The sequence below is a fragment of the Rhodoblastus sp. 17X3 genome, from assembly GCF_030056575.1.
GTDB lineage: Bacteria > Pseudomonadota > Alphaproteobacteria > Rhizobiales > Beijerinckiaceae > Rhodoblastus.
Genome location: NZ_JASHHX010000013.1, coordinates 83,726 through 110,418, shown reverse-complemented (window position 1 = coordinate 110,418; position 26,693 = coordinate 83,726). Strand labels below are relative to the sequence as shown.

The following is a 26,693-nucleotide window of genomic DNA, read 5'->3' as shown; positions in this document are numbered from 1 at the left end:
ATCGGCTCACTCAAGAGGCTGCATGTCGGCAGTGGGCGCTGCCCGTCCCACAGGGACGGGCTAGGAGCGAACGCGACGCCGAGCTTATGCGAGGTATGATCGCGACCCGTCGCGATCGACGGAAGATAAGGATTTTTTCATGTTCGAGGGCCTTTCCGAAAAGCTCTCCGGCATATTCGACGGCTTGACGCGGCGCGGCGCCCTCTCCGAGGAGGACGTCAACGTCGCCATGCGCGAAGTGCGCCGCGCCCTGCTTGAGGCGGACGTGGCTCTCGATGTCGTGCGCTCCTTCGTCGACAAGGCGCGCGCGCGCGCCGTCGGCGCGGAAGTGGTGAAATCGATCAAGCCCGGCCAGATGGTCGTCAAGATCGTCAATGACGTCCTGATCGAGACGCTGGGTTCCGACGCCGAGCCGATCGACCTCAACGCCGCCCCGCCGGTGGCGATCATGATGGTCGGCCTGCAGGGCGCGGGCAAGACCACCACCACCGCCAAGATCGCCAAGCGCCTGACCGAGCGTTTCAACAAGCGGGTGCTGATGGCCTCGCTTGACGTGAAGCGTCCGGCGGCGCAGGAACAGCTCGCCATTCTCGGCCGGCAGGTTGATGTCGCCACCCTGCCCATCGTCGCCGGCCAGACCCCGGTGCAGATCGCGCGGCGCGCCGAAGAGGCCGCCCGCTTGCAGGGCTATGACGTCGTCCTGCTCGACACCGCGGGCCGCACCCATATCGACGAGCCGCTGATGGCGGAAATGGCCGAGATCAAGGCCGCCGCCAATCCCCATGAAATCCTGCTGGTCGCCGACGCCCTGACCGGCCAGGACGCCGTCAATCTCGCCAGGAATTTCGACGAGCGCGTCGGCATCACCGGCATCGTGCTCACCCGCGCCGATGGCGATGGCCGCGGCGGCGCCGCTTTGTCGATGCGCGCGGTCACCGGCAAGCCCATCAAGCTGATCGGCACCGGCGAAAAGATGGACGCGCTGGACGATTTCCATCCCCAGCGCATCGCCAACCGCATTCTCGGCATGGGCGACATCGTTGCGCTGGTCGAGAAGGCGGCGGAGACGATTGACGCCGAAAAGGCGCAACGCATCGCCGACAAGATGCGCAAGGGCAAGTTCGACCTTGACGATCTGGCCGACCAACTCGCGCAGGTGGACAAGCTCGGCGGCCTCGGCGGCATCATGGGCATGCTGCCCGGCATGGGCAAGATCAAGGAGCAGATGGCCGCCGCCAAGATCGACGGCAAGATGATCGCCCGCCAGCGCGCCATCATTCTCTCCATGACCCCGCAGGAGCGCCGCAACCCGGACATCCTCAAGGCCTCGCGGAAAAAACGCATCGCGGCTGGTTCGGGCGCGAAGGTCGAGGACGTCAACAAACTGCTGAAGCAGCACCGCACCATGGCCGACATGATGAAATCGCTTGGCGGCGCCAAGCGCGGGCCGATGGCGCAGATGGCGCAGATGTTCGGCCTCGGCGGCGGCATGCCCCAGCCGTCGCCTGAACAGATCGCGGAATTGCAGAACAAATTCGGAGGCGGCGCCGGTATGGGCGCGGGCATTCCGCAAAACCCGCCGCCCGGCGCCTTCCCGCCCAAGCCGAGCCTGCCCGGCTTGCCGGGACTGCCGGGCGCCAAGCCGGGCTTGCCGGGGCTTCCCGGGCTTCCGGGCCTTGGCGGCCTGAACCCGTTCGGGAAGAAGAAATGAGTTTAGCCTCGCGGCGCGTCCGTGGGGTTCGGAACTGCCGGATGAGGGGCCGGCCGTTTTTTCGCTGAAAACTACGCCCGCTCCTCGGCGAAAACCTCCCGCAAGGGACTGATCCAAGGAAAATAAAATGTCGTTGAAAATTCGTCTGTCGCGCGGCGGCGCCAAGAAGCGTCCGTTCTACCGCGTTGTCGTCGCCGACGCCCGCTCGCCGCGTGATGGCCGCTTCATCGAGAAGCTCGGCACCTTCGACCCGCTGGCCCCGAAGGACTCGGAAATCCGCCTCGTCCTCGACGTCGAGAAGGCCAAGGAATGGCTCGGCAAGGGCGCGCAACCGACCGACCGGGTCGCCCGCCTGCTGGACGGCGTCGGCGCCATCAAGCGCGAGCCGCGCAATAATCCGGAAAAGGCCCAGCCGAAGAAGAAGGCCCAGGAGCGCGCCGCCGCCGCCGCCGCGGCCGCCGAAAAGGCCGCCGCCGCTTCGGAATAATCCCGCCAGGGACCGAATTCGGGGCGTCGCCGCTGTGTTCGCGGCGGCGCCTCTTTGCGTTTGAGGGGGCAGGACGATGGACGAAAAAGTTCTGGTCGGCGTTTTCGGCGCGCCCCATGGCGTGCGCGGCGAAATGCGGCTGAAATCCTACATGCAGGACCCGCTCGACATCGCCGATCACGGTCCACTCAGCGACGCCGCCGGCCGCGCCCATGAAATCGTCGCCGCCCGCCTGCTCAAGGACGACGTGCTCGTCGTGCGCGTGAAGGGCGTGGCGGACCGCGACGCCGCGCAGAAGCTGACAAACGAAAAACTGTTTCTTCCGCGTGAAAAGCTGCCGCCGCCGGAGGAAGACGAATTCTATTGCCGCGACCTGATCGGCCTGCGCGCCGAGACGCCCGAGGGCGACCTGATCGGCATGATTGTCGCCGTGCCCAATTACGGCGCTGGCGACATTCTGGAGATCGCTCCGCCGGCCGGCGAAACGGTGCTCTATCCTTTCACGCGCGCCATTGTTCCCGAGGTGGATCTTGCCAGGGGCAGGGTGATCGTCGTTCCGCCCGTCGAGACCGACGGCGAGCCGCGCGGCGACGCGGCGGACGAATGACCATGTGGTCGGCCAGCGTCTTCACGCTTTATCCGGAAATGTTCCCCGGGCCGCTTGGCCGTTCCATGGCCGGGACGGCGCTTGAAAAAGGTCTGTGGGCGCTGGAGGCGAAAAACATCCGCGAGCATGGATTGGGACGCCATCGCGCGGTGGACGACACGCCGGCGGGCGGCGGCCCGGGCATGGTGCTGCGAGCGGACGTGCTCGCGGCGAGCCTCGACGCCGGGCTGGCGCCGGACGATCCGCGACCGCGCCTGCTGATGAGCCCGCGCGGAACGCCTTTGACGCAGAAAATGGCGCGCGCCTTCGCCGGCGGACCGGGCCTGGTCATCGTCTGCGGGCGGTTCGAGGGCGTGGACGAAAGGGTGATTGAAGGCAGGGGCCTCACAGAGGTCTCGGTCGGCGATTACATTCTCTCGGGCGGCGAGATCGCGGCTTTGACCCTGCTCGACTCCTGCGTGCGCCTGCTGCCCGGGGTAATGGGCAAGGACGAATCCGGCTCCGAGGAAAGCTTTGAGGGCGGTCTGCTCGAATATCCGCATTACACCCGTCCGCGCGAGTGGGAGGGAAGAGCGATCCCCGAAACGCTGCTCTCCGGCGATCACGCCCGCATCGCGCGCTGGCGCCGCGAGCAGGCGGAAAAGCTGACGCGCGAGCGGCGGCCGGACCTCGCGAGAAAAGCGGACGAGGCATGATCGCGCCTTGCCAAAGGCGCGCAATCTGCTATGAGGACCGCAGCTTTTCGCCGCAATAGCTCAGCTGGTAGAGCACCTCATTCGTAATGAGGGGGTCGGGGGTTCGAATCCCTCTTGCGGCACCACTTTCCTTTCCGATCCTGTCCGAAATCGTCCATAACTATCTGAAAAACCGAAGCAAATGCTGTGGTTTGGCGTCCCGGCTTGTCTTTTGCCGTCTTAGGGCGTGCCCGTGTAGTCAGGCAATTTGCGGGTTTGGATACACGCTGGCGAAGGCGATACCCGCAATGCCGCTCGCAGACGTTGAAATCAAAAAGGCCAAATCGGCCTTTCAGCCTTACAAAATGCGGGACGAAGGCTGGCTTTTCCTGCTGGTCAAGCCGTCCGGCTCAAAGCTTTGGCAAATGGGCTATCGATTCGCGGGCAAAGAAAAGACGCTCTCAATCGGCATTTATCCGTCCGTTTTGTTGAAGGACGCGCGCGCCAAGCGGGATGAGGCAATGGCGCTGCTGGCGAAGGGTATCGACCCGAGCCAACAAAGGAAGATCGAAAAACAGGAGCGGGTATCGGCTGCGGGCATCACCTTCAAGATCGTGGCCGCCGAATATCAGGACAAACTCAGGCGCGAAGGCCGGGCGCCAGCGATGCTGAACAAGTTAAAGTGGTTGCTTTCGCTCGTTCCGCCCAAATTTGGCGAACGGCCAATAGGCCAGATTTCGACGGTTGAGATTTTGGCGGCGCTGAAATCAGTTGAAGCGCGCGAAAATCTGGGAACCGCCAAGAGGTTGAGGGCAACCGTCGGCGCGGTCATTCGTTACGCCATTGCACCCGGGCGGGCGGAAACCGACCCCACTCTTGCGCTCAAGGGCGCGCTGGTGGCGCCGAAAGCCAAGCATCGCGCCGTTGAGGCCCTTGACGGCCAACCGGAAACCGTCGCCGCACTGAAATTGTTGCCGCTGGTCTTTACCCGGCCCGGCGAATTGCGGATGGCCGAATGGTCCGAGTTCGATCTGGACAGGCGGGTATCGACGATACCCGCGAGCCGCACCAAAATGCGGCGTGAACATCTTGTTCCGCTTGCCTCTCAAGCCCTCACTGTTCTGGCGGATCTGAAAGACATAACTGGCGGTGGGCGGCTGGTTTTTCCGGGCATTCGCTCCAAAGAGCGTCCGATCTGCGAAAACACGCTCAACGCCTCACTGCGCCGCATGGGTTTCAGGCAAGACGAGGTTTCCGCGCGACCGCATCAACCCTGTTGAACGAAAGCGGCAAGTTCAACGCCGCCGCCATCGAACGCGCCCTTGCGCATCAAGAGCCGGACCCGGTTCGCCGCGCCTATGCGCGTGGCGCTTTTTGGGCGGAACGCGTTGAAATGGCGCAATGGTGGGCCGACTATCTCGAAACGCTCAAGCTCGGCGGGCAAATCATCGAGTCACGGCTAGCCGACCTTCGCCGTTTCAGCGGGCGCATCCCATGATACCCCAAATGCGAGGATCCAAGCCGATCAAACTCGATACGCCGCCGCATGCGGGCACACGCAATTGCTCTCGGAATCCGAATTCGTCACGCTTGAAAACGGTCTGAGCCCTTGGGACGTATGATCCCGAAACGCGCGATGCTGCGATAAAGAGTAATGCGCGCTACGCCGAGAGTGCGCGCGGTCGCGGCAATTTCCCAGCGATTGGATTTCAACGCGGCGATCAAACGTTCGCGCCCGACTTTCTGCCGCGCATCGAGAGGCTCGTCAGCGGGAGGCGACGACGATTCTTCTCGCCTTTTTTCGAAGACTTCGGGGGGCAAATCCTTGACCGTGACGAGGGGGCCGTCGACAACAGCCAAACAATAGCGGACGATATTCTGTAACTGCCTGATATTTCCAGGCCAGTCGTAAGCAAGCAAGACCGTCATGGCGCTTTCGTCGAACACAATGTTGTCCCTGTCGCCGGCGGATTCTTTCTGCAATATGCCTTCGATAAGAGCCCGGCGATCCGCGCGTTGGCGTAGGGCGGGTAATTTGAACGTCATTCCCGCCAATCGGAAATAGAGATCCTCACGAAACTTTCCAGAGGCGACCAGATCGCGAATGTCGCGATGCGTAGCGCAGATAACATGGAGAACGACCGGGATGGCCTGCTCCTCGCCGAGAGGATGCACTTCGTTTTGCGCGAGAACACGCAAAAGACGAGACTGCAGGTCAAGCGGCATGTCGCCTATTTCGTCCAAAAACAGCGTCCCTCCGCTCGCTTGGAGAATTTTGCCTTTCATCCCCTTTTTTCGAGCGCCTGTGAACGCGCCGTCGGCGTAACCGAACAACTCGCTTTCAATCAGGGACTCAGGAATGGCGGCGCAATTCAGAGCGACAAATTGCTCGCCTGCGCGTCCACTGGCGCCGTGCAAGGCGCGGGCGAACAGTTCTTTTCCGACGCCTGTTTCTCCCTGCAAAAGGATGGATATGGGTCGATCGACGACGCGCTTCGCCATCTGGATGTTTCGCAGCATCTCCGGATCGTCGCCGGCCAGCGACGCGAGTTCAGGGAAGCCAGAACGGTCGTTCCTTTTGCTGATCGTGTTGTTTGTCGACTGTCTGCTTTGGTAAAAACTCTGGCCAACCGTCACGCTTTTGGGCCAACGCAGAAGCGCAAAATAAGGCCGCCGATCTGCTCCTGCGTGAACCAGCAAGCCATGGCCGGTTTGCGCCGGCGTCTTCGCCAACAGTTCCTCGAATTCAATATCGAAGAGATCGGAGATCGCCCGCCCCAGAATCGTAGGCAAGCCACATCCCGCAAGCTCGCAGAACGCGACACGGTTCGCCCCGATCACGCGGCCCTCCGCGTTGATCGCGAGAAGGCTTTCCGTGGTCGTTTCCAACAGGCCGGCGCGCTCATTCAACTTCAAAATCCAGGACTTCTGGAACTCGCTGAAAAAGGCGGTTGTTTCGATGATATGCGCCGTGCCGGCGATGAATTGTTGCGCAAGAAATTTATCTTTTCGCTCTCCGGAAACGTCGAGCGACGTCGCATTCAAAACGGCCAGCAGATCGCCGCGCGGGCCGAAGATTGGGGCGGCGGTGCAGGTGACGATGCGATGGGCTTCAAGGAAATGCTCGGCCCGATGGACCGTGACCGGCGCCTTTTCAATGATGCACGCGCCAATAGCGTTGGTGCCCTCTTCGGGTTCGTCCCAGCATGCGCCAAGACCAAGTCCACCCCCGAGCAATGTTCCGTGTTGGCTCAAGAATTCAATCGTCACGCCGCTCGCATCCGCCAGCAGCAAGACATATCCGGCGGTGCTCAGCTGCTGATGTGCGCGTATGAAAATTTCGCGTGAATGAGCGAGCAAAGGCTCTACAGGTTCGCGATGCTGACGCAGAGCGGCGCCCGTCAGGACGCGCGGAGCGCGAACGCGGCCGGGGTCCAGCCGATACCCTTCCACCGACCGCCGCCATGACCTGACGATCAATGGATCGAATTCGTCAAGTCGCGCGACGCCGCCGTCCAGAGTCTTCGCGATCAGATCATTCTGATGCGCACTCTTGCTCGAACGCATGTATCCTCCAATAGCGCGCTGTTCTTTTCATTAAAATTGGAAACCTACCACACTTTATATTTCCATCAAACGGATATTGATACAACTGAATATCGTACAACTCGAGTGCTGGCGGGATGTTTTATGTAACTGACGCCTGTGACGGAAGATGTAACACATGTAACACTTTGTATCCATTCTCGCTGCACTGCAAAAGACTATTGCAAATTCAAGATCGAAACAATCTAACAGAATGATTCTGTTGCTAAAATCGGTCAGGGCGGCGACGAGACGTCTTCCGCCGTTACTGCTGGCATGGCCTTTGCGGCATCTCCCAAAAATCAAAAACATGGGAGGATCTGTTGAGGTTCAAGAAAATGCGCACGCCAGGGGGACGAAGCTCCGGTGAGTGCTTAACGCGTCGCACAGCGCTTCACTGTCTCGCGCTATCCATGGCGACCGGCATGTTCGGCGAAGGCGGACCCGCCTTCGCGACTGGAGTCGACAGCGCCAGGCCGCGCGAGGGCGACCGCCTTGTGGCGGAAGATTCCGAGGGGAAGCCCAAGGCGCTTCAGCTGCTGGACATCAAGATTGGCGACAAGCCCTTTGGCGCCTTCCCTTTCAATCCCGCCGACGGAATCAAGCGCGAAGGCTCCCGCCTCAATCGCATCATTCTGGTGCGGTTCGATTCCAGCGAGCTGACGCCCGATCAACTCGCCCGTTCGGCCGACGGCGTCTTCGCCTTCTCCGGGGTCTGCCCGCATCGCGGATGCGACGTGACCGAATGGAACGACAAGGATCGCATGATCCTTTGCTACTGCCATCTTTCGCAATTCGACCCGCGCAATCAAGGCGCGGTCTTTGCCGGGCCGGCGCCTCGCCCCCTTCCAATATTGCCGCTGAAATCGGAGCAAAGCGAAATCGTCATTGCAGGAGAATTCAGCTCCGAGCCGGGCGGTGCGAAAGCAATCGACTAACAAAAAACTCCAGGAGGAAAACAACGTGAAGAAAAGTTCGAAACATTTGGCTTTTGGCGCCTCGATGCTGGCCCTGAGCATTCTGCCCGCCACCGCTTACGATAGCGTGACGGACGCCCGCCTCGCCAGCCCGGAGCCGCAAAACTGGCTGCAATTCAGGGGCAATTACGCAGGCTGGGGCTATAGCCCGCTGGCCAGGATCAACGCCAAGAATGTGTCGAAGCTCAGTGTCGCCTGGGTCTATTCGACAGGCCAGCTCGAAGGCCACCAGTCGCCCCCCATCGTCAACAACGGCCTGATGTTCGTCACCTCGCCCGGCAATCAGGTGATCGCGCTCGACGCCAAAACCGGCGCGGAACTCTGGCGCTACCAGCACCAGGTTCCCGAAGAACTGATGCAATTGCATCCAACCAATCGCGGCGTCGCGCTTTATGGCGACAAGGTCTATTTCGGCACGACGGACGCCAAGCTGATCGCGCTCGACGCCGCGACGGGCAAGGAGGCGTGGCAGGTTCCCGTCGCCGATTGGAAGAGCGGCTATTACATCACGCTCGCTCCCCTCGCGGCGGAAGGCAAGATTCTTGTTGGCTCGTCCGGCGGCGAACTCGGCGTCCGTGGATTTGTGGCCGCGTTCGACGCGAGCACCGGCAAGGAGGCCTGGCGCACCTTCACCATTCCCGCGCCGGGCGAACCCGGCGGCGACAGCTGGCCCGCCGATTCCTATCAACGCGGCGGCGGCTCGACCTGGGTCAGCGGCAGCTACGATCCGAAAACCCGCACCACCTATTGGGGAACGGGAAACGCCGCGCCATGGATGCCCGACACGAGGCCCGGCGACAATCTCTACGCCAACAGCGTGATCGCCCTCGATATCGAGACCGGCAAGCTCAAGGGCTTCCATCAATATCATCAGGCCGACGCCTGGGACTGGGACGAAGTCTCGACGCCCATGCTGATCGATTATCAGCGCGAGGGCAAAACCATCAGCGGCCTGGTTCACGCCGGACGCGACGGCTATCTCTGGCTACTCGAACGCAAGCCGGAATCCATCGGCTATGTCGCCAGCTGGCCCTTTGTCCGGCAGGACGTCTTCACCAGCGTCGATCCCAAGTCCGGACGCCCCACCTACGATCCTTCCAAGACGCCGGGCACCGGAAAAACCGTGCATTTCTGCCCCTCGCTCTGGGGCGGCAAGGACTGGGTTCCCGAAGCCTATAATCCGCAGACCAAGCTGCTCTATGTCCCCGCCAACAACAACCTTTGCTCCGAACTCACGGGCGAGAAGGTCAGCTACAAGGCCGGCAAGCTCTATATTGGCGTCGCCCTCAGCAATATCCTGACCAATGTGCGGATGGACGACAAGGCGCTCGATCACGTCGGCGAAGTGCAGGCGTGGGATCTGAGCACCGGCAAGCAGGTCTGGACGCATAAATACAAGGAAATGAACTGGGGCCCCTTGCTGACCACCGGCGGCGATCTCGTCTTCGGCGGCGGCACCAATGACCGCAAGTTCCACGCCTTCAACGCCAAGACCGGCGACATGCTCTGGGACTTCCCGACCAATTCCGGCGTGACCGGCGTGCCCAGCACGTTCGAGATCGACGGCGAGCAATATGTGGCCGTGCAATCGGGCTGGGGCGTCGACGCCCAACGCATGCAGGGCGCCTTCGACGCGGTCCTGCCGCACAAGACCGTCGTCCCGCAGGGCGGCGCGATCTGGGTGTTCAAACTCCCCAAGCAAGGCTGATGCAGCGGGCGGGCTCGCGTGGCCCGCCCCTCCTTCTCCCTCAATCGTTCCGCGATTTCAAAATTGGTGATGCATATGAAAATCTTGCATGCAATCGCCCTGAGCGTCGCCTTGCTGGTCGCCGCCTGGGTCTATCTGAGCGTCGGCGTTCCAACGCTGCACTTCAATCCCTGGATCGGCTTCGTCGCCTGGGCGGCCTTTTTTGCAGCCGGAGGCGGCGCACAGGCCATTCCCAAGGCGGGATTCGCCGGGTTGGCGGGCATTGGGCTCACCTTCGCGACCTTGCTCGGCGTGCAATATGCGGGCGGTGGATTGCTGCCTTTGGTGGGCCTGGTCACGATCCTCGCTTTCGTGCTGGTCGCAATGGCGGATGTTCCGGCTCTCGCCTTCACGCCCGCCGCGTTTCTCGGCGCCGCCAGCTTTTTCGGCTCATCAAGCCCGCTCGACGCGAGCGCCCTGTTCATAGCCATCACCTGGATGGCGGGCGTCGCTTTTGGCTACGCCTCCGAATCGTTCGGCAAATCTATCGCCCGGCCCGCTTGATCCAACCTTCACTGCGAAATGAGAATTCACATGAACCAGCATATCCAGAATTCGGCCGACGGCCGCGTCGAATCCTATCGGAACTTCATCGACGGACGTTTTTCTGAAGCGCAAAGCGGCAGCGTTGAGGTGTTCAACCCCGCGACGCAGGAGTTTCTGGCGGCGACGCCAAACAGTTCCGAGGCTGCCGTCGACGAGGCCGTCGCGGCGGCGAAGCGAGCGCAACCGGGATGGGAGAGGCTGCCGGCGATCCAGCGCGCAGGCTATTTGCGCCAGATTTCGGCAAAAATTCGCGGCGCGCGCGACCGGCTGGCGGAAATCATCACCCGCGAACAGGGCAAGGTGCTCGGCCTGGCGCGCGTGGAGGTCGACTTCACCGCCGACTATATCGACTATATGGCCGAATGGGCGCGACGTATCGAAGGCGAAATCATTCCCAGCGACAGACCCGGCGAAAGCATCTTCCTGATGCGCAAGCCCATTGGCGTGACGGCGGGAATATTGCCCTGGAATTTCCCGTTTTTCCTGATCGCCAGAAAACTTGCTCCGGCTCTGCTGACCGGCAATACGATCGTCATCAAGCCGAGCGAGGAAACGCCAATCAACGCCTTTGAATTCGCCCGGCTCGTCGCCGAGACGAATCTTCCCGCGGGCGTTTTCAACCTTGTCGGTGGAACCGGCGCGACAGTGGGCGCGCATCTGACGCAACATGCCGATATCGGCCTGATCAGCTTTACCGGCAGCGTGCCGACCGGCATCCGTATCATGCAGGCGGCCGCGCAGAATTTGACGCGCGTCAATCTGGAGTTGGGCGGCAAGGCGCCAGCCATCGTTCTGGCCGACGCCGATCTCGACCTCGCCGCAACCGCAATTGTCGCATCTCGCGTCATCAATACCGGACAGGTCTGTAATTGCGCCGAACGCGTCTATGCCGACAAATCGATCGCCGATTCCCTGATCGAGAACATCGCAGCAAAGATGAAGGCGACGCGCTACGGCGATCCGATGAAGGATCACGATCTGGACATGGGTCCGCTGATCAACGCCGCCGGACTCGCCAAGGTCAGCGCCATGGTGAGCCGCGCGCAAGAACAGGGCGGCGACGTGATTGTCGGAGGCAAAGTCGCCGATCTCGGCGCCGGTCACCATTACGAGCCGACTTTGATTATCGGCTGTCGCGCCGACATGGAAATCATGCGCAAGGAGATCTTCGGCCCCGTGCTGCCGATCCAGACAATCGATGGTCTCGATGAAGCCATCGCCCTCTCCAATGATTCCGATTACGGCCTCACCTCGTCGATCTACACGCGGGATCTCAGCTCCGCGATGCGGGCGATTCAACAGCTGAAATTCGGCGAGACCTATGTCAATCGCGAGAATTTCGAAGCCATGCAGGGATTCCACGCCGGGCGTCGCAAATCCGGAATCGGGGGGGCCGACGGAAAGCACGGGCTTCACGAATATATGGAGACGCACGTCGCCTACATCAAAGTCTGATGCTGCTTAAACCTGCCAACGGGGCCGGCGGCCAACACACGGTCCAGCGGCCCCAGCCAGTTCGCCACCAGTTCTGAGTTTTTGAAAACCAGAGGCGTTCCAGCTCTGGGAAAGCGAACCCGCGCGCCCGGCGCTGCGCAGGAAAGAACGCGGGAGCCAAGTGTGAATAAGACTAGGCAATGAACAGGCGCCGCCGCGTCAAGTAACGAATATCTAGTCATGGAGGATTAAATGAAAAACGCAAAAATTGGAACTGTACTTGCTGTGGGAGCCGGGCTTCTCGGCCTTATGCCTATTGAGCAAGCAAACGCTGGCTCATTTACCCAACAAGGTGAAACTGTCGGTCTCGCAACGGGCGCCCCGCTGCCGGAAGGCCTCTATCTCATCGATATCGCCAGCTATGGCAACAATCGCGGCTCGGGCTACAATTCTGGCCTGGCGGTGCACACTCCGGTGCTGGCCTGGTCGACGCCCTGGACTTTGGCCGGGGCGCGAGTCGAATTTTTGACAACCCCTCCGCAAGTGATCGTCGGCAGTTCCGAACCGGGCAACAAGTCGTTTCTGGCTGCGTTCTACAATCCCTATGGAGCGGTTGCTTTGGCTTGGGATTTGGGGGGCGGCTTCGGCTTCACCAATTATCTTGGCGTTTACTTTCCAATCAACAACGAACTGAATCAGAATTTCTGGGTCTTCAACGAGAGAGCCGCCATCAGCTACACAGCGAATGGATGGAACCTCACGGCCTATACGGTGACTGGCTTGACAGGGACGGATGCGCAGGGTCAGAGAACGGCGCCGGATTATTTCAACTTCGATTTGACTGCTACCAAGACATTCGGAAAGTACATCCTGGGCGGCGGCGCTTTTGGTTCGTTCGACCTCAGCGGCACGAGCTCTCCGACTTACAAGCGGCAGAGCCAATTCGCGCTTGCTATTTTGGCCGGTTACGATTTCGGTTGCTTTACGGGCCAATTGTACTTGTCGCACGACGTGGCAAATAAAAACTATCTGGATAGCAACGGACACGAAGTCTTCGAAACCCGTCTGTGGGCGCATCTGATCGTTCCGCTGTGGGTGGCGCCGAAGCCGACCGTCGTCGCGGCCAAATACTGAAATACAAGAAAGCCGCCGCCGCGCAGTGGTCCTCCCGACACTGAAACGCGAAGCTCTGCGTGTTTGGCGCGGCGGCGGCTTGCAACAATTCGACTTCCGTCACAATCCGCTCTTCACATGACTTTGAAGGGTCAAATATTACCGCCGCCAATACCGCTTATATGAAATCTGCCTGCGTATCGCGAGACAATCAGCAGATCAAACCTCCGTCGGCGGGCTCCCCTCCCGGTCGCGCCAATCGGAGTCAGGCAACCCCGGCATATGCCGGGGTTGCTTGAGCAATCGTGAACTTGAAACGTTCGATGGGGTTTCCTCGACGTTCGATAAACAGCCTCCACATGAAGTGGACCTGTATGGGCGGCCGAGCGCCGCCATTCATCAGAAAAAGGAGAAATAACATGGCTTGGACAACGCCCGAACTCTGTGAGATCTGCGTCGGAATGGAAGTAACCAGCTACTTATCCGCCGAGATCTGAGCGTATAAGACGGATTTGGCGCGAGGTCGCATTTTCTTCGCGCCATTTCGAAACAGGCGGCGTTGAGCAGGGCCGTGAAGGCCGACGAACACGCCGGCTTTCGGGCGCGACATTTTCACAGTCCGCGAAGCCGCCGCCAAGGCGGGGCGACAAACAGGACTGTTGGCGTCCATGGTCGCCGGGCTTGACCGAAGATCTTGATCGGCAATCAGCAAGATAGGGGTCTATTGTGACCGCAGCCTTAATCTGCCCAAGGCCACCTCTGATCCGCTTGGACCCGGTGATAATTCCAGGCGCGGACGACCACCTTGGGTCACAATCGCCAGTCAGGCGCGCCTCAGCAATGGCTGCTTCGCATGAGCTTCTGCCGGTTTTGAAGACACCCGGTTAAGCTGATCCCACCTTCCGCTCGAACTCAACCGGGCTCAGATAGCCGATGGTCGAGTGCCGGCGAACGGTGTTGTAGAAACGCTCGATATAATCGAACAGGTCGGCCTGGCTTCGTCAAACACCTTATCTCGGCGTCCACGAAACCGGCAGCAGCTCAAATGATCCATCGCGCCGTGACGTCCGTACAATTTATCGCAAACCATAAGTCGCCCCTGCTTGCGTCTGATGGCGCTCCAGCAACGTCTTGCGAGCCTCCAAATGCGAATGATCCTGCTAGCCGCCATGGTCGGGTCTGCGGCTCTCGGAGCCACGTCGTTCGACCAAACCCAAGCCCAAACCCAAACCTGCTTTCGAGTTTGCCTTACGTCGAAACACACCTCGTCCGCCATAGAGGACGAGGAGATCCGCAGCTTTATGAAAGGTTGCCGAGACGAGTGTGAGGCGAAGGTGCAGGAAAGGCTCGCTTCACGCGGCATGGCCGGAGAAATCAAGACCTGCATTCCAGAACCGTTGGCCGATGCAGAATTGAAGAAAATTCGCTCGGCAAGTCCTTCTTTTCTCGCCTATGCGAATGCATTCACCTGGGATTTGCACAACATACTGGACAATAAAGTGATCGTCCGCATCGAAATGATCACCCAAAATCTGGGTTTGCAGGATGTCGTCATGTCTTCTGGCGGAACAGCTCTTCCCGGGGAGACCGCAACCTTCCTGATATCTGGCTTCTACGATGGTTATCCGAGCGTACGGGTGACAACGCGAATCAAAGCGATCTTCGCTTGCGAGCTTAAGTGATCGGTAGCCATTCGAACGCGAGATCATGCTTGAACGCCAGCGCGAAGGCGTCGCCAAAGCGGCGGAGAAGCCGGGCGGACTCGCCTGTCGGGCGCTGCTCTCGCGCATGGCGACGAGGAGCCTGCGCCGCCCGTCGCGGGGGTGCGGCGCACCCTCAATAAACGGAGGATCTGTTCTTCACACGCGCCAAAAATGACAATGAATTCGGGCGTTATGGCTCAATTCAATACATAAAGTGACGCAACGATATATCAACACATGCTCTGCTAACGTTACGGCGTGAATTGGACCTGTGTCGTTCGCGAGAACGGAAACGTCGTCGATAAATCTCAGAGAATTCCCGGCTCGCGGCATCGCGCCGGGCGTTTGCAGGAACCGATGATGGAAGGGGCTCGCCAGGTTCCGCGTCGATGTAACGTTGGTCAGTATGTAGATGAGCAAAGCGATTCATCTTGCGAGGCAGGACTTTCCGAAGGCGGCGCTCGTCGATATTTCTGCTCGCGCCGAGTCCTCGGGTCCCGGCCGCCCCCATGGCTCCGATGCGCCGGAGGCCCTGCGGCGTCAAGCTCCCATTCGGCTTCTTGGCGTTCCCGGTCGCCTCAACGAGACGATCCTGCCGGACGAAGCCTGTTTCGCCAATCCGAACGAAACGCCGGACATCGTCCTATTGACGGAGACGAACGCCGCGGCCTTGCTGGCGCGGCGCCTCGGCCGCGGCCCCGCCGCGATTCTCCCCGTCGTCGATGCGACCCGCGGCGGTCGCGGAACGCGGGATCAGCGCCGCGCCGACATCATGCTTGACGGCGCCTCGCAGCGCGAGATCGACGAGGCCGTCGAGATGCTTCGTCCCGCGGTGCGGCGGCTTCGCTCCCTGCCGCGCGACGTGATCGAAACCGAAGACCGTCGCCTGATGCTGCTGGCGCGCCTGTTCGTGCGCGACCGCGCTTTGACGCCGCGAAGCGAGGTCGGCGCCCGCGAAACCTTCGTCTATGACGACGAGGTTGCGATACCGGGCGCGGCGGCGCTCGCGGCGGAACTGGCCAGCCAGGGCCTGATGGAGCGAAAATTCTTCGACAAGACCAATGTCTGCCCCCATTGCGCCTCGGCGCGGATGACGGTGCGCGAATATTGTTCGAGCTGCGGCGGCGCCGACATCGTCGAGGAGCCGATTGTCCATCACCTGAAATGCGCTTGCCAGGGGCCGGAGCGCGACTTCCGGCGCGGCGGCGAGCTGGTTTGCCCCAAATGCCTGCAGCAGCTGAAGAACTTCAGCGTCGATTACGATCGCCCGGGGTCGATCGCCGTCTGCCGATCCTGCAGCCACCTCTCCACCGAACACAAGGTCGGTTTCCTCTGCCTGGATTGCGACTCGCGCATTGATGCGCGGCGCGTCGACAGCACGACCATCTACGCCTATGGCCTGACCGCCGCCGGACGCGCCTGCGTGACCAGCGGGGCGCCGCTCCCGGAAGCTGATGGTGTTTCAATCGGCGGCAGGGTCCGCGCTTTTGCGCGCCGCCACGCCGCGCTCGGGCAGCCCTGCAGCATATTGTTCGCTCGTCTGCACAAGCCGCCGGAGATGCCGGACAGGGCCGACGCCTGGCGTCAGACCTGCGCTTTCTTCGATCAGATCATGCGGGAATGCTTCACGCCCGAAACGGAGATTATCGCTGCCGCACCCGTCTATCTGGCCCTGCTCGGACGCGACCTCAAGGCGGAGGTCGAGCGGCATCTGCCCGATATTCGCCAAAGGCTCGAACGGCATCTCTCGCTCGCGCCGAAAATCGAACTCGCCGTCTTTTCGCCTGACGAAGTGCCGGGGGTCGCGGAGCGGCCGAGAAAAGTTGCGTGAGCGCGATGGAGCTTTTCGAAAATGCACGCGGCCTGCTGGGCTCCCTGTCGGGATGGTCGTTTTTCACGATGTTCGGCATGGTGCTGCTGACGGACGCGCCGCGATTTTTTATTGGGATTCAGGCGACCGCGGCCGCATTCATCCTCCGCGACCACCGGCCTTACGGGCCGCTTCCGCCGCTTCCTCGCGTCTCGATCCTGCTGGCCGGCCATAATGAGGAAGACGCCATCGAAAAATGCGTCCGGTCGCTGCGAAAACAGAGTTTCCACGGCTTCGAAATCGTCTGCGTCGATGATGGATCCAGCGACCGGACCTTTTCGATCATGCGGCGCTTGCAGAGTGAGGGGCTGGTGCAGTCGATCGCTCGCCTGCAGTTGCGCGGCGGCAAGGCGGCGGCCCTCAATCTCGCGGCGCGCATGGCGCATGGCGAGATTTTCATCGTCACGGACTGCGATTGTTCGTTCGAACCCAATGCGATCGAGGAATTGCTGCGCCCGCTCGCGGGGAACGCGTCCATCGGGGCGGTGTCGGGCAATATCCTGGTGCGCAACTGGCGTCGTTCGGTGACCACCGCGATTCAGGCGATCGAATATCTCATCTCCATTTCGCTCGGCAAAACCTACTCGGGCGCGCTCGACCAGGTGTCGTGCATATCAGGCGCCTTTGGCGCCTTCCGACGCAGCGCATGGGTTGCGCAGGGCGGGATGGACACGGGCGGCGAGGATTTTGACTTCACGATACGGCTGCGGCTCGCCGGCTACAAAATCGAATTTGCCCGCCACGCGATTTGCTACACTGACGTGCCTGAAAGTCCCTTCGCCCTGTTGCGCCAGCGCAGCCGCTGGGAGCGGGACGCCTATTGGATCCGCTTCCGCAAATATCGTCGGCTGTTCAATCCATTCGCGCCATCCTTTCGCTGGCTCGAAGCGGCGCACCAGTGGGACTTCTTGCTGTTTACCGCTTTACCGGGCCTCGCTTTTCCCTTCTACCTGGGATGGCTGTTCGCCACATTCGGCGTCGCTGGCGCGACCACCTTGCTTGTGGCGGTCTCCATTGCGCTTTTCGGATTCGACCTCGCTTGTTTCGTCGCCGCGACCCTTGTCACGGGACGTCCGGATTATCTGCATCTTCTGCCATTCGTCCCGGTATACGGTCTGTTTCAGATCTATGTGATGAAATTCCACCGACTTTACGCCTACGCCACCGAGGCGGTCGCCTCCTTGTCCCTGACCGACAATTACGTTCCCAAAAAAGTTCGCGATCTGAATGATTGGCGATGAACCCGCGCGCGGGAGACAGAGAAAGAAAATGGCGATCCATTCCTTGCGTCCCGAGTTCCGGCCCGACAATGCGCGGAACCAGGTGCGCGCCAGCCAGACCCTCGCCCGGCGGCTCTATGTCTTCGGGCTCAGCGCCGGCGCCCTGTGGGTGGTCTATCTTTTCATCGGCTCCCTCGTGCTGCTGGACGCGAGTGGATTGGTTGTGCAGGAGCGCGAGATCGTCACCCAGCCCTTCGACGCGCAGGTTCTTTCCTTTGCGGGGCGGCCAGGCCAGAAAGTCGCGGCGGGCCAGCCGCTCGGCAATGTCGTCTCGACCCAGATGCTGGACCTGATTTCCAGCCTCGTCACCCGCAAGGCGCAACTCGAGGCGCGCCAGACCCAGATCGCGACGCGTCTGGCCGCCATCGAGACGACGCTGCCATCGGCGGAAAGCCGAAGCCGCACGGCGAAGGCCGTGCAGGCGCAGATCGAGAAGGCCGTCGCGTCGGGCTTTTCCACGCGCGTGCGTCAGGCGGAAGCGAGCCGCGACGCTTATGACGCCGCGCGCGAGGTCGAAGCCTTGCGCTCCGAACGCGGCGCGCTTGAAAGCGAGCGCGGCATGGCGAAATTGAATCTGGCGCATCTCGCCGACGCGCTTGACCGCGCGCAGGCGACCTATCGCGACGGAATCGTCGCCAGCCCCGTCGAGGGGACCCTCGGCGCCAAGGTCGCGGAGCCCGGCGCCGTTATGACCCACGGCGAAGTCATGGCGGACGTCTATCACGGTCCCAAATATGTGCTGGCCTATCTGCCGACAAATCGCATGTACGGAATCGCGCATGGCGAGAGGGTGATCGTGACGGATGGCGTGAACCGCGAAAGCGGCCGCGTCGAGAGGATCGAGACGATCACCGATCGGGCGCCGGCCGAATTCCAGTCCAATATGAGCGGCGTGGATCGCAACCAGGTCGCGCGCATCGTCTTCGACGAGCCCACGCAGTTTCCGCTGATGGCGAAGATCAAGGTGACCGGACCCTATGGCCTGTCGAGCGTGCTTGACGGCGCGCGCTGGGCCATGGCGTCATGGCGCAGCGAAGCTACGGCCGCGCCCGTCCAATCCGCGCATTGAATGGCCGGGGCCGACGCGTCCGCGGCCGCAAAAAATAAAAAAGGCCGGGCGAACCCGACCTTCTCCTAAACGCCTCGATGGCCTACGCCAGTACATCCGTGGTCACGGACCAGAAGCGTTATTCGTTACGCAGCCTGAAGATTCTCGGCCGCGCTCTTGCCGCTACGGTTGTCCTTGACAATGTCGAAGCTGAGCTTCTGGCCTTCCACGATCGTGCGCATGCCCGAGCGTTCGACGGCGGAGATGTGGACGAAAACGTCCGCGCCGCCATCGTCGGGCTGGATGAAGCCGAAGCCCTTGGTCGAATTGAAGAACTTGACGGTTCCGATAGTCATGACGATTTCCTTTTGATCGGTCACGGGAGATGCCCGCCACGCTGAGGCGCGGCTGGCGGTTCAGGTCGATTTTGGGAGAGGAAGATCGTCAGCGGCGCCATTGGCGCGAAAACAAAGTTCAGCAGCAAGATCGATGGCGCATTCATAGCGATGAAATGTGTCGACTGCAAGGCCGCGTTCCACTTTATGCTTTATGTGCCGATGACCGGGCGGTTCGCCGGTTTTTGCTTCCATTTGGCGCGGGCGTAAAAATCAGCTTTAATCATTCCATGCAGGCGCTTCGCTTTATTTTCCTGTCCGCTTTCGCGGCTGTCGGCTTCTTCGCTTTCGCGGCTTTTGGCCTCGCGGTCCCCTCGCGCGCCGCGCCGCCCGAGAGGAGCGTGGCGAGGCCGATCGCGGCCGAGGCGCGGCAGAAGGCGCTGACCGAATTATTCGCGAAATTGCGACAGGCGCCGGACGCACAGGCCGCCGCGCAGATCCGCAGCTTCATCGTCCGGCTGTGGGGACATTCCGGCTCGCCCACGGCCGACCTGCTGATGGCCCGCTCCGAAAGCCTGATGAAAAGCGCAAAGGGGCCGGAGGCCGCGGCCCTGCTCGACCGCATCGTGGCGCTCTATCCGGATTGGACGCTCGGCTGGCGGCGGCGGGCGCAATCGGCCCTGCTTCAGGGCGACAGCGAAGGCGCCATGCTTGATCTGGACCACGCTCTCGGCGTCGAGTCGCGCGACTTCATGGCGATGAGCGAACTGGCGACGCTGATGCGCGCCGAAGGGCGCAATGTCCCCGCGCTGGAGTTGCTGCGCCGCGCGCTGGAATTAGACCCGCGGAACGACCAGCTCCGCCAAGAGGCCGAGACGCTCGAACGTCAGATCGAGGGCAATCGGATCTAGTGTCACACCGCCACGCTGTGGCGGGCGGCGCGGGTCGGCAGATAGGCGTCGAACGCGGCCGCGACAAGGCGCATGAAGGGGCGCCCGGCCTCTGTGATCGAGACCCGCCGCCCCTCCTGCGACGCAACGCCCTCCCGGATCAGCTGCGCCAAATCCGCTTCCGCCGCATCGAAGGCCGCGACGTCGCCCAGCATGTTTTCCGCGATCACGCCGTAATCGACGGAAAAATCGCACATCAGCCGCTCGATCACCGCCGCGCGCGCGAGATCGTCGCGGGAGAGGGCGATTCCCTTCACAGTGGCGAAGCGCCCGGCCTCGATAGCGCGCCGCCACGACCCGACATCCGCCGCGTTCTGGGCGTAGCCCTGCGGCAACCGCCCTATCGAGGAAGCGCCGAAGGGCAGCAAGGCCTCGGCCTGGTCCACCGTATAGCCCTGGAAATTGCGCCGCAGATTGCCGGCCCGGAGCGCGACGGCCATCGGGTCGTCGGGCAGCGCGAAATGATCGAGTCCGATGGCGACATAGCCCCGATCCGCCAGGGTCTTGCGCGCGGTCGCGGCCTGGCGCAGCCGTTCCGCCGCGCCGGGCAGGGCGGCGGCGTCGATCAGCGTCTGCCGCTTGGCGAACCAGGGCGCGTGGGCGTAGCCGAAAAGCGCCAGCCGGCTCGGGGCCAGCGAGGCCGCGAGTTCGGCGGTGTTGACCACGTCTTCCTCGGTCTGGAAGGGCAGGCCATACATCAGGTCGAGATTGATGGCGCGGAAGCCCGCGACGCGCAGCAGGCCGACGGCGCGCTCGACAACCTCGAAGGGCTGGATGCGGCCAATGGCCTTCTGCACATGCGGGTTGAAATCCTGCACGCCGAGGCTGACGCGGTTGAAGCCCGCCCCGGCAAGAGCAAGGGCGAGATCGCCGTCAACATGACGCGGGTCGAGTTCGATCGAAATTTCGGCTTTGGCCGAAAAATTGAAATGCCCGCGCAGGGAATCCGTGAGCGCGCGCAACCGGGCGCCGCCGAGCAGGCCCGGCGTGCCGCCGCCCCAATGGGCGTGGACCACCTCCCGCGCGGGCGAAGTCCTGGCGACCATGTCAATTTCGCGCGCAAGGGTCTCGGCATAGGCGTCGAGCGGCTCATTCTTGCGCGTGGCCCGGGTGTGGCAGCCGCAATAAGTGCACAGCTCGCGGCAGTAAGGCACGTGGAGGTAAAGCGACAGGCGCGTGTCGACCGGCAAGGCGCCGAGCCATTCCGCGAACTGGTCCGGCCCGACCGCATCGGAGAAATGCGGCGCGGTGGGATAGCTCGTGTAACGAGGAACCGACTTCTCGGCGAGAACCAGATTTGATGGAATGGCGGTCATCTGGACTTTTTCTCATTCATCGTCGAGACAGACCTTGATGCGGATCAATGAACGGGACGAATGTTGGCGGCGTGGAGGCCGTGCAACATGGCCGCCCCGGAGGTTCCCATGCCGTCGTCATTCCCCGGTTTTCGCGTTCTCGTTCCAGATCCCTTGCCGGCCGGGGGGCTGGCGCGGCTGACCAAGACCTTCGACGCGCTGAAGCTCTGGGAGGAAGCCGACCGCGCGGCGGCCCTGCGCGCGGCGGCGCCGGACATTCGCGGCCTCGCCTCGACCGGCGCGCAAAGGATCGATTCCGTCTTTCTCGATCTTTTCCCGAAGCTCGAAATCGTCGCCAATCTGGGCGTCGGCTATGACCATATCGATGTCGCGGCGGCGCGGGCGAGGGGCGTCGTGGTGACCAATACGCCGGGCGTCCTGGTCGATGAGGTCGCGGATGCGACGATGGGGCTGCTGCTCTGCGCCGTGCGCCAATTGCCGCAGGCGGATTCCTTCGTGCGGCGCGGCGACTGGACGAGGGGGCCGTTCCCGCTGTCCGCCTCGCTCAAGGGGCGTGTGCTTGGCGTGCTCGGACTGGGCGATATCGGTCGGGCCATCGCGCGGCGGGCCGAGGCCTTCGGCCTGAAAATCGCCTATCATAATCGCAGCCGCCGCGACGATGTTTCCTACGCTTATGCCGCCTCGCCGGTGGAGTTGGCGCAGGCCTGCGACATTCTCGTCGTGGCCGCGCCGGGAGGGCCGCAGACGCGCCATATCGTCGGGGCGCGCGTGCTGGAAGCGTTGGGGCCGCGGGGAATCCTCGTCAATATCGCGCGCGGGTCGCTCGTCGATACGGCGGCTCTCATCGCGGCCTTGCAGCAGGGAAAGATCCAAACAGCCGCGCTCGACGTATTCGCGACGGAGCCCGACGTTCCCGCGGAATTGCGCGCGATGCCGCAGGTCATTCTGGCGCCTCACATCGGCTCGGCCTCGGTCGCGACGCGCGAGGCGATGGCCGATCTCGTGGTTGAAAACCTGACGTCATGGGCGTCGGGCGCGGGGGCCGTGACGCCTGTGGCGTGATTGCGCTCGTCGCCGCGGGCCGGGCAGGCTAGAACAAAGCCTCAATCAGGATTTTGCATGTTTTCCGCACGTTCTCCCTCTTCGGCACCCGCCCATCCCCCCGTCGCTTTCGGCAAGATCGGGGTCCTGCTGGTCAATCTCGGCACGCCGGACGGGACCGGCTATTGGCCGATGCGCCGCTATCTCGCCGAATTCCTGTCCGACCGCCGGGTGATCGAGGTTCCGCGCGCGCTGTGGCTGCCGCTATTGCATCTGGTGATCCTCACCACGCGCCCGTCACGCAAGGGCAAGGATTACGAGACGATCTGGAACAAGGAGCGCAATGAAGGGCCGCTCAAGACGGTCACGCGCGCGCAGGCGGAAAAGCTGGCGGAACGCATCGCCGGCGGCGCCTTTGGGGCAGGCGGCGGGAAGATCGTGGTGGATTGGGCCATGCGATATGGCGAACCCTCGGTCGCCTCGCGCATTGCGGCGCTTCAGGCGCAAGGCTGCGACCGGTTGCTGGTCGTGCCGCTCTATCCGCAATATTGCGCGGCGACCAACGCCACTGTCGCAGATTGCGCCTTCGACGCGCTGAAGGCCTTGCGCTGGCAGCCTACGCTCCGCATCGCCGCGCCCTTCTACGATCGCCCGTCCTATATCGACGCCCTCGCAAAGTCTTTGCGCGACGGGCTGGCGAAGCTGGATTTCGAGCCGGAGCGGATCGTCGTCTCCTGGCACGGCATTCCGCAGGACTATTTCGACAAGGGCGATCCCTATTTCTGCCATTGCGCCAAGACTACGCGCCTGCTCAGCGAGGCGACCGGGCTTGGCGAGAAAATGCTGATGACCTTCCAGTCGCGGTTGGGGCCGAAGGAATGGCTCAAGCCCTACACGATCGAAACCGTGAAGGCGCTTCCCGCGCAGGGCGTCAGGAAGATCGTCGTGATTGCGCCGGGCTTTGTCGCCGATTGTCTCGAGACGCTGGAGGAGCTGGCCGTCGAGAACCGCCACGCCTTTCTGGAGGCTGGCGGCGCGCATTTCGCCGTATTGCCATGTCTGAACGATAGCATCGAGGGAATCGATATGATCGCCGATGTCGTGCGGACGGAGGTTTCAGGATGGATATGAGCGCATTCTGCGTCGTGCAGACGACGATTGACGACGAGGTTCGGGCGGAGGATATCGCCGAGGCCCTGATCGAGCGCAAACTCGCGGCCTGCGTGCAGATCGCGCCAGTGACCAGCCATTATGTCTGGCAAGGCGCGCCCGCCAAGGAGAAGGAATTCCTGCTCGCGGCCAAGGCGCGCGTGGCGGATTTTGCGCAGATCGCCGCCGTCCTGCGCGAATTGCATTCCTACCAGACGCCGGAAATCATCGCCTTGCCGATCCTGACCGGCGACGCCGCCTACCTCGACTGGGCGCGGCAGGCGACCGAGCGCGCGGACGGCTGAGGGCCCCGCTTTTCAGGGAACGTCGCGGCGGCGGAAAATCACGCTCAGATTATTGGCGGGCATTTCGATGATTTCGGGCCAGCCGAAGCCCGCGATCTCGCCGCAGGCGGCGACCGCCTCCAGATCGCGCACGCCCCAGGCGGCGTCCTGCGCGCGCAGGCTCGCGTCGAAGGCCTCATTGCTCGGCGCGGTATGAGCGCCATTGCGCTTGTACGGCCCGTAAAGATAGAGCGGCGCGCCCGGCGGCAGGATTTGGCGGGCGCCGGCGAACAGGCCTTCGGTCGCGGCCCAGGGCGAAATATGGATCATGTTGAGGCAGATCAGCGCATCAGCCCGGTCGATTGGCCAGCGCGGCGATGTGGCGTCGAGATCGAGCGGCGGGCGCACATTGGCGACGCCGGAGGCCGCAATCCACGCCGCAATGCTGGCGCGCGCGCTGGCGCCAGGGTCGGTGGGGAGGAAGGTCAGTTTCGGCAATTGCGCCGCGAAATGAACGACATGCTCGCCCGAGCCGCTGGCGATCTCCACAGCCAAGCCCTCTTCGGGCAGGATCGCGCGCAGCACGGCGAGGATCGGATCGCGGTTGCGGCGCGTGGCCGGCGCGTAAAGGCGAGGGTCATCCATGGCGGCATTATCGCCCGAACACAAGCAGATGGAAACGTCTGTTTCCGCGTTGCAACGCGAACGCCCTCGCTTGATACAAATTCTCCTTGACCGCGACATGTCGCGGTCAAGGAATTCCTCGCATAAGCCAAAAGGGCGTCGGAGGACGCCCGCCTTACGACGAGCTATTGGGCGCAGTCGCGCCTAACCGGGACGTACAGGTTTTCACCTGTAAGTCCCGGTATAAGATCGTGCGCCCGAAAAGCCGGAGGCAGTGTTTGCGCAGAAGTGGCCCCGTTCTCATCACCGGCTGTTCGAGCGGCGTCGGCCACGCCGCCGCGAAGATGTTTCGCGCCGCCGGGTTCGAAACCTTCGCCACGGCGCGCGATCCCGCCGCGCTCGACGATCTTCGCGCCCTCGGCTGCCATGTGCTGGCCCTCGACGTCGCCGACGAAGAGGCGCGCTGCGCCGCTGTCGCGGCGGTCGAGCGCGAATTCGGCGCGGTCGGCGTGCTGGTGAATAACGCCGGCTATGGCCAATATGGCCCCATAGAGGAAATTTCGCTCGACCTCATGCGGCGCCAGTTCGAGACCAATGTGTTCGGCGGCCTGCGGCTGTCGCAACTGGTCCTGCCGGGAATGCGGCGCGCCGGGACGGGCCGCATCGTCACTGTGAGTTCGGTGGCCGGCCGCGTCGCGGTTCTGGGCGGCGGCGCCTATCACGCCTCCAAATTCGCCTTGGAGGCTCTCGCCGACGCCTTGCGGCCCGAAGTCGAGCCCTTCGGCGTCAAGGTGGTGAATGTGCTGCCGGGGCCGATCGCCACCCATTTCGAGGCGACGCTGCTGAAATCCATCCCCGACGGCGGCGCTGACAGCCCCTATGCGGCGTTCCGGAAAAATCTCGCCCGGCGCATGCATGAATTCCTTGATCCGCGCGGCTTCGGCGTCATGACCGCAGAGCACGTCGCGCGAGCCGTGCTCAAGGCGGCCACGGCGGCCCATCCGCGCACGCGCTACAATGTCGGCTTCATCGCCCGCTTCGGCCCGCTCGGCCGTGCGCTGACGCCGGACCGGATCGTGGATTTCGTGACGCGCCGGGACGTGTCGGGCTAACTGGCCGCCTTTTCCGCCAGCAGCGTCTTCTCCCAGGCCAGCGCCTGGCGCACGATTTCTTCGAGATTGTCGTGAATTGGCGCCCAGCCGAGCTTTTCCCGCGCCCGTTCATTGGCGGCGACGATCGCCGCCGGATCGCCGGCGCGGCGTCCCGAAATCTTCACGTCGAAATCGACGCCGGAGACGCGCTTCACCGTCTCGATCACTTCCAGCACGGAATAGCCGCGCTTGTAGCCGCAATTGCAGGTCAGGCTCTCGCCGCCCGCGCGCAAATGATTCAGCGCGGCCATGTGGGCGCGGGCGAGATCGGTGACCTGAATGTAGTCGCGCAGGCACGAGCCGTCCGGGGTCGGGTAATCCACGCCGAAAACCTCCATGCTCGGGCGCATGCCCAGCGCCGCCTGCACGGCGACCTTGATGAGATGAGTCGCGTTGGGGCTGGATTGGCCGGTGCGGCCCTTGGGATCGGCGCCGGCGACGTTGAAATAGCGCAGCGCGACATAGCGCAGGCCATGGGCGCGGGAAACATCTTCCAGCATCCATTCGACCATGAGCTTGGAGCGGCCATAGGGCGAAACCGGCTTGAGGCTCTCGCCCTCGGTGACCGGGTTCATCTCCGGTTCGCCATAGACGGCGGCGGTGGAGGAGAAGATGAAATGCTTTACGCCTTGTTCGACTGCGCAGGCCAGCAGGCTGCGGGCGGAGGCGGTGTTGTTGAGATAATAGCCGAGCGGATCGGCGACCGATTCGGGCACAATGATCTTGGCCGCAAAATGGATGATCGCCTTCACGCCCCGGCTCGAAAGCAGGTCCCTGACAAGGGGCTCATCGCCGAAGTCGCCGACGATCAGCTCGGCTTGCGGCGGCACGGAGGCGCGGCGCCCGGTCGAAAGATTGTCGAGCACGACGACCTTTTCGCCTGCGTCCAGCAGTTCGAGCACCATATGCGAGCCGATATAGCCGGCGCCGCCAGTCACGAGAACGGTCATCCAACGTCCTTTTTCGAATTCCTCCCGCGCCGCGCGGGCCGGGGCAGTTTTAGAGCAAAAAAGCCGGGCTGCGAAGCGGCGCCGGTCAGAAAGGCTAATTTCAACTTTCTT

Annotated in this window: 26 protein-coding genes, 1 tRNA gene and 1 pseudogene; 22 read left to right on the top strand and 6 right to left on the bottom strand. The window is 62.5% G+C overall.

All coding sequences use genetic code 11. The annotated features are described in order from the left end of the window. The first annotated feature begins 139 nt into the window (after nucleotides 1-139). The 7 genes from ffh to QM467_RS13235 all read left to right on the top strand — a co-directional run bounded on the left by ffh (nucleotide 140) and on the right by QM467_RS13235 (nucleotide 4,977). On the top strand, nucleotides 140-1,711 hold the full coding sequence (ffh, locus tag QM467_RS13265) for a signal recognition particle protein (protein WP_283366806.1): 1,572 nt from the start codon (nucleotides 140-142) through the stop codon (nucleotides 1,709-1,711). 127 nt (nucleotides 1,712-1,838) lie between these two features. Next, complete coding sequence (rpsP, locus tag QM467_RS13260) at nucleotides 1,839-2,198, top strand: 30S ribosomal protein S16 (RefSeq protein WP_283366805.1); 360 nt, start codon at nucleotides 1,839-1,841, stop codon at nucleotides 2,196-2,198. Nucleotides 2,199-2,274: 76 nt separating this feature from the next. Beyond that, the gene (gene rimM / locus QM467_RS13255; protein WP_283366804.1) at nucleotides 2,275-2,805 is read left to right on the top strand and encodes a ribosome maturation factor RimM; all 531 of its coding nucleotides are present in this window, start codon (nucleotides 2,275-2,277) and stop codon (nucleotides 2,803-2,805) included. 2 nt (nucleotides 2,806-2,807) lie between these two features. Further along, nucleotides 2,808-3,500: a tRNA (guanosine(37)-N1)-methyltransferase TrmD gene (trmD, locus tag QM467_RS13250; protein WP_283366827.1), complete on the top strand. Its 693-nt coding sequence runs from the start codon at nucleotides 2,808-2,810 to the stop codon at nucleotides 3,498-3,500. Nucleotides 3,501-3,549: 49 nt separating this feature from the next. Beyond that, nucleotides 3,550-3,625, top strand: a tRNA-Thr gene (locus QM467_RS13245). Nucleotides 3,626-3,787: 162 nt separating this feature from the next. Further along, nucleotides 3,788-4,759, top strand: a complete 972-nt coding sequence (locus QM467_RS13240; protein ID WP_283366803.1) for a tyrosine-type recombinase/integrase — start codon at nucleotides 3,788-3,790, stop codon at nucleotides 4,757-4,759. Continuing rightward, a complete protein-coding gene (locus QM467_RS13235) occupies nucleotides 4,756-4,977 on the top strand; it encodes an integrase (protein WP_283366802.1) in 222 nt (73 codons plus the stop codon). The genes QM467_RS13240 and QM467_RS13235 overlap by 4 nt, the downstream gene beginning before the upstream one ends. A gap of 86 nt (nucleotides 4,978-5,063) precedes the next feature. On the opposite strand, the gene QM467_RS13230 is transcribed toward QM467_RS13235, so the two are convergent. Next, nucleotides 5,064-7,046 carry a sigma-54-dependent Fis family transcriptional regulator gene (locus QM467_RS13230; protein ID WP_283366801.1) on the bottom strand — a complete coding sequence of 661 codons (1,983 nt, stop codon included), beginning with the start codon at nucleotides 7,044-7,046 and terminating at the stop codon, nucleotides 5,064-5,066. Nucleotides 7,047-7,489: 443 nt separating this feature from the next. Here QM467_RS13230 and QM467_RS13225 point away from each other — a divergent pair, with 443 nt between their 5' ends. The 6 genes from QM467_RS13225 (at nucleotide 7,490) to pqqA (ending at nucleotide 13,378) form a co-directional block, all read left to right on the top strand. Continuing rightward, complete coding sequence (locus tag QM467_RS13225; RefSeq protein WP_283366800.1) at nucleotides 7,490-8,002, top strand: QcrA and Rieske domain-containing protein; 513 nt, start codon at nucleotides 7,490-7,492, stop codon at nucleotides 8,000-8,002. Between the two features lie 25 nt (nucleotides 8,003-8,027). Beyond that, on the top strand, nucleotides 8,028-9,749 hold the full coding sequence (locus QM467_RS13220; RefSeq protein ID WP_283366799.1) for a methanol/ethanol family PQQ-dependent dehydrogenase: 1,722 nt from the start codon (nucleotides 8,028-8,030) through the stop codon (nucleotides 9,747-9,749). Between the two features lie 75 nt (nucleotides 9,750-9,824). Beyond that, nucleotides 9,825-10,292, top strand: coding sequence for a DUF1097 domain-containing protein (locus tag QM467_RS13215; protein WP_283366798.1), 468 nt, complete (start codon nucleotides 9,825-9,827; stop codon nucleotides 10,290-10,292). A gap of 30 nt (nucleotides 10,293-10,322) precedes the next feature. After that, nucleotides 10,323-11,789: an aldehyde dehydrogenase gene (gene aldA, locus QM467_RS13210; RefSeq protein ID WP_283366797.1), complete on the top strand. Its 1,467-nt coding sequence runs from the start codon at nucleotides 10,323-10,325 to the stop codon at nucleotides 11,787-11,789. A gap of 231 nt (nucleotides 11,790-12,020) precedes the next feature. Then, complete coding sequence (locus QM467_RS13205) at nucleotides 12,021-12,902, top strand: transporter (protein WP_283366796.1); 882 nt, start codon at nucleotides 12,021-12,023, stop codon at nucleotides 12,900-12,902. 302 nt (nucleotides 12,903-13,204) lie between these two features. Then, entirely contained in the window at nucleotides 13,205-13,378 is a 174-nt protein-coding gene (gene pqqA, locus QM467_RS19925) for a pyrroloquinoline quinone precursor peptide PqqA (RefSeq protein WP_446737777.1), read from the top strand. 387 nt (nucleotides 13,379-13,765) lie between these two features. On the opposite strand, the pseudogene QM467_RS13200 reads toward pqqA, so the two are convergent. Then, nucleotides 13,766-13,879 (bottom strand): annotated as a pseudogene (locus QM467_RS13200) (IS3 family transposase); the annotation flags it as partial. Nucleotides 13,880-14,026: 147 nt separating this feature from the next. On the opposite strand from QM467_RS13200, the gene QM467_RS13195 reads away from it, so the two are divergent. The 4 genes from QM467_RS13195 (at nucleotide 14,027) to QM467_RS13180 (ending at nucleotide 18,803) form a co-directional block, all read left to right on the top strand. Then, entirely contained in the window at nucleotides 14,027-14,563 is a 537-nt protein-coding gene (locus QM467_RS13195; protein ID WP_283366795.1) for a hypothetical protein, read from the top strand. 433 nt (nucleotides 14,564-14,996) lie between these two features. Next, nucleotides 14,997-16,415 carry a TackOD1 domain-containing metal-binding protein gene (locus QM467_RS13190; RefSeq protein ID WP_283366794.1) on the top strand — a complete coding sequence of 473 codons (1,419 nt, stop codon included), beginning with the start codon at nucleotides 14,997-14,999 and terminating at the stop codon, nucleotides 16,413-16,415. Nucleotides 16,416-16,420: 5 nt separating this feature from the next. After that, on the top strand, nucleotides 16,421-17,695 hold the full coding sequence (locus QM467_RS13185; protein ID WP_283366826.1) for a glycosyltransferase: 1,275 nt from the start codon (nucleotides 16,421-16,423) through the stop codon (nucleotides 17,693-17,695). 28 nt (nucleotides 17,696-17,723) lie between these two features. After that, nucleotides 17,724-18,803 carry a hypothetical protein gene (locus QM467_RS13180; RefSeq protein ID WP_283366793.1) on the top strand — a complete coding sequence of 360 codons (1,080 nt, stop codon included), beginning with the start codon at nucleotides 17,724-17,726 and terminating at the stop codon, nucleotides 18,801-18,803. A gap of 125 nt (nucleotides 18,804-18,928) precedes the next feature. Here QM467_RS13180 and QM467_RS13175 read toward each other — a convergent pair whose 3' ends face one another. Further along, entirely contained in the window at nucleotides 18,929-19,138 is a 210-nt protein-coding gene (locus QM467_RS13175) for a cold-shock protein (protein WP_283366792.1), read from the bottom strand. Between the two features lie 269 nt (nucleotides 19,139-19,407). Here QM467_RS13175 and QM467_RS13170 point away from each other — a divergent pair, with 269 nt between their 5' ends. Next, nucleotides 19,408-20,028 (top strand): tetratricopeptide repeat protein, encoded by a 621-nt coding sequence (locus tag QM467_RS13170; protein ID WP_283366791.1) that lies wholly within the window; start codon nucleotides 19,408-19,410, stop codon nucleotides 20,026-20,028. 2 nt (nucleotides 20,029-20,030) lie between these two features. Here the strand turns inward: QM467_RS13170 and hemN are convergent, their stop codons facing one another. Further along, a complete protein-coding gene (gene hemN / locus QM467_RS13165) occupies nucleotides 20,031-21,383 on the bottom strand; it encodes an oxygen-independent coproporphyrinogen III oxidase (protein WP_283366790.1) in 1,353 nt (450 codons plus the stop codon). A 108-nt stretch (nucleotides 21,384-21,491) separates the two neighbouring features. Here hemN and QM467_RS13160 point away from each other — a divergent pair, with 108 nt between their 5' ends. Genes QM467_RS13160 through cutA form a run of 3 tightly spaced genes read left to right on the top strand, consistent with a single transcriptional unit; the run spans nucleotide 21,492 to nucleotide 23,878 of the window. Then, nucleotides 21,492-22,445 (top strand): 2-hydroxyacid dehydrogenase, encoded by a 954-nt coding sequence (locus tag QM467_RS13160; RefSeq protein ID WP_283366789.1) that lies wholly within the window; start codon nucleotides 21,492-21,494, stop codon nucleotides 22,443-22,445. Nucleotides 22,446-22,502: 57 nt separating this feature from the next. Continuing rightward, nucleotides 22,503-23,555, top strand: coding sequence for a ferrochelatase (gene hemH / locus QM467_RS13155; RefSeq protein WP_283366788.1), 1,053 nt, complete (start codon nucleotides 22,503-22,505; stop codon nucleotides 23,553-23,555). After that, nucleotides 23,546-23,878, top strand: a complete 333-nt coding sequence (gene cutA / locus QM467_RS13150; protein WP_283366787.1) for a divalent-cation tolerance protein CutA — start codon at nucleotides 23,546-23,548, stop codon at nucleotides 23,876-23,878. Before hemH ends, cutA begins: the two co-directional genes overlap by 10 nt. Nucleotides 23,879-23,890: 12 nt before the next feature. On the opposite strand, the gene QM467_RS13145 is transcribed toward cutA, so the two are convergent. After that, nucleotides 23,891-24,502, bottom strand: a complete 612-nt coding sequence (locus QM467_RS13145) for a DUF938 domain-containing protein (RefSeq protein ID WP_283366786.1) — start codon at nucleotides 24,500-24,502, stop codon at nucleotides 23,891-23,893. A 257-nt stretch (nucleotides 24,503-24,759) separates the two neighbouring features. Between QM467_RS13145 and QM467_RS13140 the strand changes: the two genes are divergently transcribed. Further along, a complete protein-coding gene (locus tag QM467_RS13140) occupies nucleotides 24,760-25,593 on the top strand; it encodes an SDR family NAD(P)-dependent oxidoreductase (protein WP_283366785.1) in 834 nt (277 codons plus the stop codon). Here QM467_RS13140 and galE read toward each other — a convergent pair. Further along, nucleotides 25,590-26,582: a UDP-glucose 4-epimerase GalE gene (galE, locus tag QM467_RS13135; protein WP_283366784.1), complete on the bottom strand. Its 993-nt coding sequence runs from the start codon at nucleotides 26,580-26,582 to the stop codon at nucleotides 25,590-25,592. The two genes, QM467_RS13140 and galE, sit on opposite strands and share 4 nt — an antisense overlap. Between the last annotated feature and the right edge of the window lie 111 nt (nucleotides 26,583-26,693).